The sequence below is a fragment of the Xanthomonas sp. 3075 genome (assembly GCF_014197275.1).
Lineage (GTDB): Bacteria > Pseudomonadota > Gammaproteobacteria > Xanthomonadales > Xanthomonadaceae > Xanthomonas > Xanthomonas campestris_B.
The window spans coordinates 14210-21902 of sequence record NZ_JACIFI010000030.1 but is presented as its reverse complement, the minus strand read 5'-3'; the positions used below and the strand labels follow the sequence as shown (position 1 = coordinate 21902).

The window sequence follows — 7693 nt, the reverse complement described above, 5'->3', positions numbered from 1 at the left end:
TTGACTGGCAGTGACTGCGGTTTGTCTTTAGCGGTCGTGTCTGCGCTAACCGCGCAACCACTTCGCCTTGCCACCAACCCGGCGCTCGCCCCCGCAGTGCCGATGCAAGGTGTCGTGCGCGCGCCCTGTCCAGTGACGCTGACAGGCAACTGATCGGCGCACACGAGCAAGTACCCCGACAGGGCATCGACCAGCATGCTCGGCATCGCTGTCGCCCTGATCGTTTGGCGATTCATCCCGGGCAACGCTGGAACCTGGATACGCATGAATTTCAATGCGGCTATTGCATCGACGGACGCACCGCCATCCACCGTGCCGCGCATTCGTGGCGTCGGTACCGCAACGCCTGGCAGCCGCTACTCGCAGCCGGATGTGCTGGACCGCTTCGGCATCGAAGATCAGCGGCGGCGCCTGGTGTTCCTGCGCAACGGTATCGACTCGCGCAGCCTGGTCCTGCCGCAGCGCGACGACACAGGCGCGGCGCCATGCGAAACGCAGGCGCAGTTGCTCGACAAGCACCGCGACATCGGCCTGGAGATCGGCGAACACGCATTGACCCGCTGCCTGCAATCGATCGGGGCGCAACTGGACCAGGTGCAGTACCTGTGCTGTGTCACCACCACCGGGCTGCTCACGCCGGGCTTCAGTTCGCTGCTGATCCAGCGCCTGGGATTGCGTCAGGACTGCGTGCGTCTGGATGTGGTCGGCATGGGCTGCAACGCCGGCTTGAACGGCTTCAACTCGGTCGTCAACTGGGCCAACGCCAATTCGGGAAAACTCGCGATCCTGCTGTGCATCGAGGTGTGTTCGGCGGCCTACGTCGACGACGAGGGAATCGAGACGGCAGTGGTCAACAGCTTGTTCGGCGACGGCGCCGCAGCGCTGGCGGTGATCGCCGACAGCGCCGATGGCCATGGCGGGCCGCGCGTGTGCAAATTCGCCAGCCAGGTGATTCCCGAGGCGCTGGATGCGATGCGCTTCGTCTGGGATCAGGCGCATGGCAAGTTCCATTTCCGTCTGCACAAGGACGTGCCGTACGTGGTCGGTGCCAATGCGCCGACCGTGATCGACCGCCTGCTCGAGGGAACCGGTCTGCGCCGCCGCGACATCGCCCACTGGCTGGTGCACTCGGGTGGACGCAAGGTCATCGACGCGATCTCGGCCAACCTGATGCTGACTAGCCACGACATGCGCCACACCATCGACGTGTTGCGCGACCACGGCAACATGTCCAGCGGTTCGTTCCTGTTCTCTTATGCACGCCTGATCGAGGAGGGGCAGGTTCGCCCTGGCGACTGGGGCGTGATGATGACGATGGGGCCCGGCTCGTCGATCGAGACCGCGCTGCTGCGCTGGTAGACCACACCTGATTCCGACCGACCATCGACCCTATGGATTTTTCATGAGCGATCCATCAAGTCCCCTGGTGCATCTCGTGCATCTGGATATCGACGCCGCCAGCGCGCTGAACGACGCACAGATCCAACGGCTCACCGCCGCCTGCGATGAAGTCGAAGACGCCGCGATACCGGCGGTCCTGATCCTGCACCTGCGCGGGACGGCCAAGCTGCCGGCCTCAGCATGCTGGCCGGGCGCGGTGAGCCTGGACCTGGTGAACCGCTGGGAAAAGGCGATGCGCCGCTTCGAACGCCTGCAGGGTCTGTCGCTGGCCTGGATCGAGAACACCTGTTCGGCCGGCATGCTGGACTTGCTGCTGGCGGTGGACCAGCGCATGGCCGCGCCCACGGCCAGCGTCTGCGTGCACAACGGCGAAGCCGCATGGCCGAGCATGGCGATGCGGCGCATGAGCACCCGCCTGGGGATGGGCGCGGCGCGCGCAGTGTTCCTGTTCGAAACGCAGCTGTGCTGCACGCGCATGGCGCAGTTGGGTGTGGTCGATCAGGTCAGCGACGATGGCCAGGGCGCGATCGCCGCATGGCTGGCGTCGCTGGCCGGCGTCGACGTGCAGGTGCTGCCGAGTCGGCGCCTGCTGCTGCTCGAAGGCGCCGCCCATTCCTACGAACAGGCCGTGGGCCAGCATCTGGCCGCGTGCGATGTGGAGCTGCGCCGTCGCCAGCTGCGTGCCGTGCAGCATGCAGCTGCCGATTGCGGGCACGACGCTCCGGCGCAGATGGTGTCGGCATGACGCTGCTGGCAGACGACCTGGCGCAGCTGCAGGCATTGGCGGCGTGGTCCGAACAGGCGCTCGCCGCTTTGCCAGTGCCTGCACAGCGCGATCAGACCCAGGCCCAGCACGCCGCCACCGTGCATGCGCGCTGCCGGGCCGCACGCATGGATTTCATGCGCCACCACGGCGACTGGCTGTATGCGACGCTGACCCAGGAGCGGACCCTGGCGCTACGCCTGGACGAGGTCTTGCACGCTGCCGCCGAGCTCGTGCCTGGCCTGCTGCCCAGCCAGGCGCAATGGGCGCACGAAAGCACCTGCATCCAGTCGGAAAAGGAAGGCTGGGAGATCGACCAGGGCATCGTCCTGTGGGGCGTGCTGCGGCAGCCGGAGTGCGGCCACCATCTCATCGAAAGCCTGCTGCGGCCGACCACGCGCGCGCTCGAACTGTTGCCGCAGTTCCGCAGCCAAGCGCAGGTGCAGATCGGCCCGGTCCATCTGGAACGCCGCGATGGCGCCGCCTGGTTGACCGTCGCCAACCAGACCGGCCTCAACGCCGAGGACAATGACTTGGTCGAGGCGATGGAAGTGGCCGTCGATCTGGCCTTGCTCGACGAGCAGGTCATGGTCGGCGTGGTGCGTGGCGGCCCGATGCAACATCCCAAATACCTTGGCCGGCGGGTGTTCTGTTCGGGCATCAACCTGCAGCATCTGCACCAGGGCAAGATTTCCTTCGTCGACTTTCTGCTGCGTCGCGAGTTCACCTACCTCAACAAGATCCGACGCGGCCTGTGCTGGCCGGGCACCGATGCGCGCCAGCGCACCATCGAGAAACCCTGGGTCGCGGGGGTGGACGCCTTCGCCATCGGCGGCGGCCTGCAATTGCTGCTGGTGTTCGACCATGTGGTGGCCGAACGCGAGGCCTATTTCGTCTTGCCTGCGGCCAAGGAGGGCATCGTCCCGGGCTCGGCCAATCTGCGCCTGGGTCTGCGTACCGGCAATCGGATCGCCCGCGACATGATCCTGCGCGGACGCGTGATCCGTGCCGAGGAACCGGATGCCGCAGGCCTGACCGACGACGTCGTCGACGCCGGCGACATGGATGCGGCGATCGCCCGCGCGGTGCAGCAGATGCGCAGCGAAGCGGTGGCGCCCAACCGACGCATGCTGTGCGTGGCGGAAGAATCGCCGGAGGATTTCCGTCGCTACATGACCGAATTCGTCCTGGTGCAGTGCAGCCGCATCTATGCCGACGACGTGCTTGCGCGCCTGCGCCAGCGGTGGTCCGCATGAGCGTGCATCCCAGCGCCGCGTTGGCTGATCTGCCGCCACCGGCACTGGCGACGCTGGACCCGCGTGAGTTGCATCCCAGCCTGGGCGAGCCGGTGCTGGGAGCGATCGATTTTCTCAACGAAGTGATCGACCGCTATCCGGACGCCATTTCGTTCGCACCAGGCGCACCGGCGCCGGCCTTGCTGGAACCGCTGGACCTGAGCGCCCACCTGCAGACCTATCTCGCGTACGTGGCGCAAACCGAAGGCCTCAGCGAGCTGCAGGTGCGTCGGCGCCTGTTCCAGTACGGCCCCAGCCGCGGCATCATCAATACGCTACTGGCGCAGGCGCTGCGCCAGGATCAGGGACTGCAGATCGCGCCGTCGAGCATCGTGGTCACGGTCGGCTTCCAGGAGGCGATGTTTCTGGTGCTGCGGGCGCTGTTCGCCGCACCCGGCGACGTCCTGGCGGTGGTGCAACCGTGTTTCGTCGGCGCGATGGGTGCGGCGCGCGCGCTCGACATCGCGTTGCTCGGCATCGACGAGCACGATGGCCGCGTCGATGTGGATCAACTGCATCGCGCCTGTGCCGAACTGCGCGCGCAGGGCCGCCGGGTGCGCGCCTTGTACGTGGCTCCGGATATCTCCAATCCCTCCGGGAGTCTGCTCGATCGTGAACAACGCCAGGCCTTGCTCGATGCGGCCGACGCGCACGATTTCTGGCTGCTGGAAGACAATACCTATGGCTTCACCGTCCCGCACGCGCAGGGCGTGCCGTCGCTGAAGGCGATGGATCGCACGGGCAGAGTGATCCACATGGGCACCTTCGCCAAGATCGCCTTGCCGGGCATCCGCGTCGGCTTCGTGATCGCCGATCAGCGCGTGGCCGATCAGCCGCCGCGGGTGCTGGCCGATGCCCTGGCCACGCTGAAGAGCATGGTGACGGTCAATACCTCGCCGGTCTGCCAGGCGATTGCCGCCGGCATGCTGTTGGGCAGTGGCGGTTCGCTCGCTGCGCTGGGCGCGGATCGCGGAGCGTTCTACCAGGGCAAGCTCGCCCGCCTGCTGGCTGCGTTGCAGCGCGAACTCGGCGATCTGGCCGCCGCGCATCCGGGCTTGCGCTGGAACCGACCCAGGGGCGGCTTCTTCGTTTGCATGCAGCTCGGCATACCGGTGGATGCGGCATTGCTGGAGCTGTCCGCACGCGACTACGGCGTGCTGTGGACACCGATGCGCATGTTCTACGTGGACGACGGCGGCCAGCACAGCCTGCGCCTGTCCTGCAGCTATCTCACCGATGCGCAGATCGACGACGGAGTCGGACGCCTGCGCCGCTTCCTGTGCGACCCGCGAGTCCTTGGATGAACGACATGCCGGTGCTGTTCGAACGCGACGGCCATGTCGCCCGCATCACCTTGAACCGCCCGGCGGTGCTCAACGCACTCGATCTGGCCACCCATGCCGCGCTTGCCGAGGCCTGGGACAGCTTCGAGCACGACGATACGCTGTGGGTCGCCGTGCTCAGCGGCAGCGGCGAGCGCGCCTTCTCGTCAGGTCAGGACCTGAAGGAACTGGCAGCGCGGCTTGCCAACGGCGCGCCGTCCTCGTCGTTCGGCAGCCAGGGCGCGGCGGGATGGCCACGCCTCACCGAACGCTTCGAGCTGTGCAAGCCGGTGATCGCACGGGTCAACGGTCTGGCGCTGGGCGGCGGATTCGAACTGGCCTTGGCCTGCGACATCATCGTCGCCGCCGATACCGCCGAGTTTGCATTGCCCGAAGCGCGGCTCGGCATGATTGCCGGGGCCGGCGGGGTGTTTCGCCTGACCCGGCAATTGCCGTACCGCACCGCCATGGGCTATCTGCTCAGCGGCCGGCGCATTGGCGCGGCGCGAGCGCTGGAGCTGGGGCTGGTCAACGACGTGGTCCCGGCCGCGCAGCTGGATGCGTGCGTGGACAGCTGGCTGTCCGATCTGCTGGCGTGCGCGCCGTTGTCGCTGCGCGCGATCAAGCAGGCGGCGGCCACGGCGGCGTGCTTGCCGTTGGCCGATGCCTTCGCCACCCGCTATCCCTGGGAGGAACGTCGGCGCCACAGCCAGGACAGCCGCGAAGGGCCGCTGGCGTTCGTGGAAAAGCGCGCCCCGCGCTGGTCCGGCCGATGAGCGCGGCAACGCCGTCGGCGAGCGGCCGCATGCTGGCCGATGGAACTGTCTCCACCACAGCCAAAGAAGAGATGCCATGTTGATCCAGCGCTATCTGCGTCGTCATGCCCGCATGCTGGCCGGCATGTCGCTGCTGTCGGCGGCCAGCGCGGGCACCTCGATGCTGCTGCTGGACTACCTCAACGCCACCGCGACCAATGCGCTGCATGCCGATATGCGCGATGCGCTGCTGCGCGGCAGCTTGCTGCTGGGCGCCGCGCTCGTCGTGCGCCTGCTGTCGGCACGCCTGGCGGCGCGCGTCAGCAGCGGACTGATGGCGGACCTGCGCGTGGAGTTGTCGGCGCGCTTTCTGGAGCTGCCGCTGGAACGGTTGATGCACCGCAAGCACGCGGTGTTCGGCGCACTGATCGGCGATGTCGGACGCCTGGCGCAGATGATCCAGATGGGGCCGGTGCTGTTGACCAACAGCCTGCTGTCGCTGGGGGGGCTGCTGTACCTGGCCTGGGTGTCGCTGCCGTTGTTTGCCGTGGTGGTGCCTTTCATCGGCTTGTCGGGCGTGCTGTTCTACGTCACCCGGCGCTTCACCGGTCCTGCCTTCGACCGTATGCGCAAGGCCGAGGAAGCACTCAACGGCCTGCTGCGCACATTGGTGGAGGGCAAGAAGGAACTGACCCTGTCGCCAGCGCGGGCCGGGCACTTCGCCCAGGCGCAGTTGCGGCCGGCGATCGAGAGCGCGCGCCGCACGCAGTTCGACACCAGCATGCATTGGGGCATCAGCGATGCCTGCGCCGAGCTGATCGGCTATGGCTGGGTGCTGGCCGCGATCCTGGCCGGGCGCTATCTGTTCGAACTGCCCTCGGCCACGATCCTGCAATTCGTCATCACCGGGCTGTTCATCAGCGGCCCGCTCAATGCGCTGTTCGATCTCGGCGCCCAGGTCGGCAGCGCATCGGCGAGCGTACGCCACCTGCGCGAAGTGGGATTGGACGATGCGCCGTCCGCGCAGCCCTCGGCAGCGGTCGCCGCCGCACCGGCCAGCATGGCGCCGACCTGGACCACGCTGTGCCTGGAACAGGTGGTCTATCGCTATGCCGGCGACAACGGCGATCACTTTCAGTTCGGCCCCGTGGACCTCACCTTGCGGCGCGGCGAAACGGTGTTCGTCACCGGCGGCAACGGCAGCGGCAAATCGACCCTGCTGCTGCTGCTCAGCGGTCTGCTGAGCCCCAGTGAGGGACGCATTCTGGTCGATGGACAGGTATTGGGGACCAGTCTGTCGCTGACCAGCTACCGGGCGATGTTCAGCGCGGTGTTCTTCGACTTCATGCTGTTCGAGCACGCCATCGGGGCCGACGCCGCACCGGCCGATCCGGCACAGGTGCATGCCTGGCTGGAGCGCGTGAATCTTGCCGAGAAGGTCGGTTTCGACCAGGCGGCAGGCGTGTTCGACAGCGTGGATCTGTCGCAGGGACAGCGCAAACGCCTGGCCCTGGTGCAGGCCTGCCTGGACGACCGCCAGGTCATGATCTTCGACGAACTCACCGCCGACCAGGACCAGGCGTTTCGTGAGCGTTTCTACACCGTCTTGTTGCCCGAGTTGCGCGCGCGCGGCAAGACGCTGGTGCTGGTGACCCACGACCAGGGTTACCGGCACCTGGCCGACCGTGTGCTGACGCTGGACTACGGGCACCTGGTCGGCCCCGAGCCGACACGCAACGCGCAGTGCCCTGCGGACCTGCGCGGGCCGGCGCTGGAAACACTGCAGGTCCCCGGCATACCGCCGGGGACCTGATCGAAAGACCACGGGCGCGTCGAACCTGCGGCCGACGCCCCGCGCATCGCGCATCGCCTGATGCGTGCAACACGCCGCCACTCATCCCCACCGGAGGACGTACAGATGTCGATCCAAGACGACGAGCAAGACCAGATCTACGTCGTGGTCATCAACCACGAAGAACAATATGCATTGTGGCCGGACTATGCGGACGTGCCGAATGGCTGGTCGGTGGTGTTCGGCCCCAACCCGAAGCAGGCCTGCCTGGACTATGTCAACGAACACTGGACCGACATGCGTCCCAAGAGCCTGCGCGACGCCATGGCAGCGGCGGAGCACTGAGCACCGCGTTACTGCCCTGC

7 protein-coding genes are annotated in these 7693 nt (G+C 67.0%); all 7 read left to right on the top strand.

The window, feature by feature from the left end; genetic code table 11:
* Window positions 1-264: 264 nt before the first annotated feature.
* The 7 genes from dpgA to GGR62_RS19555 all read left to right on the top strand — a co-directional run bounded on the left by dpgA (window position 265) and on the right by GGR62_RS19555 (window position 7673).
* On the top strand, window positions 265-1359 hold the full coding sequence (gene dpgA / locus GGR62_RS19585) for a 3,5-dihydroxyphenylacetyl-CoA synthase DpgA (protein ID WP_184409502.1): 1095 nt from the start codon (window positions 265-267) through the stop codon (window positions 1357-1359).
* A 43-nt stretch (window positions 1360-1402) separates the two neighbouring features.
* Window positions 1403-2146 (top strand): enoyl-CoA-hydratase DpgB, encoded by a 744-nt coding sequence (dpgB, locus tag GGR62_RS19580; RefSeq protein ID WP_184409501.1) that lies wholly within the window; start codon window positions 1403-1405, stop codon window positions 2144-2146.
* Complete coding sequence (gene dpgC / locus GGR62_RS19575) at window positions 2143-3420, top strand: (3,5-dihydroxyphenyl)acetyl-CoA 1,2-dioxygenase DpgC (RefSeq protein WP_184409500.1); 1278 nt, start codon at window positions 2143-2145, stop codon at window positions 3418-3420. The genes dpgB and dpgC overlap by 4 nt, the downstream gene beginning before the upstream one ends.
* On the top strand, window positions 3417-4763 hold the full coding sequence (locus GGR62_RS19570) for a PLP-dependent aminotransferase family protein (RefSeq protein WP_184409499.1): 1347 nt from the start codon (window positions 3417-3419) through the stop codon (window positions 4761-4763). Before dpgC ends, GGR62_RS19570 begins: the two co-directional genes overlap by 4 nt.
* Complete coding sequence (gene dpgD / locus GGR62_RS19565; protein ID WP_260288234.1) at window positions 4760-5557, top strand: enoyl-CoA-hydratase DpgD; 798 nt, start codon at window positions 4760-4762, stop codon at window positions 5555-5557. The genes GGR62_RS19570 and dpgD overlap by 4 nt, the downstream gene beginning before the upstream one ends.
* A gap of 76 nt (window positions 5558-5633) precedes the next feature.
* Complete coding sequence (locus tag GGR62_RS19560; RefSeq protein WP_184409498.1) at window positions 5634-7349, top strand: cyclic peptide export ABC transporter; 1716 nt, start codon at window positions 5634-5636, stop codon at window positions 7347-7349.
* A gap of 105 nt (window positions 7350-7454) precedes the next feature.
* Window positions 7455-7673 carry an MbtH family NRPS accessory protein gene (locus tag GGR62_RS19555; protein ID WP_053834197.1) on the top strand — a complete coding sequence of 73 codons (219 nt, stop codon included), beginning with the start codon at window positions 7455-7457 and terminating at the stop codon, window positions 7671-7673.
* The last annotated feature ends 20 nt before the right edge of the window (window positions 7674-7693 follow it).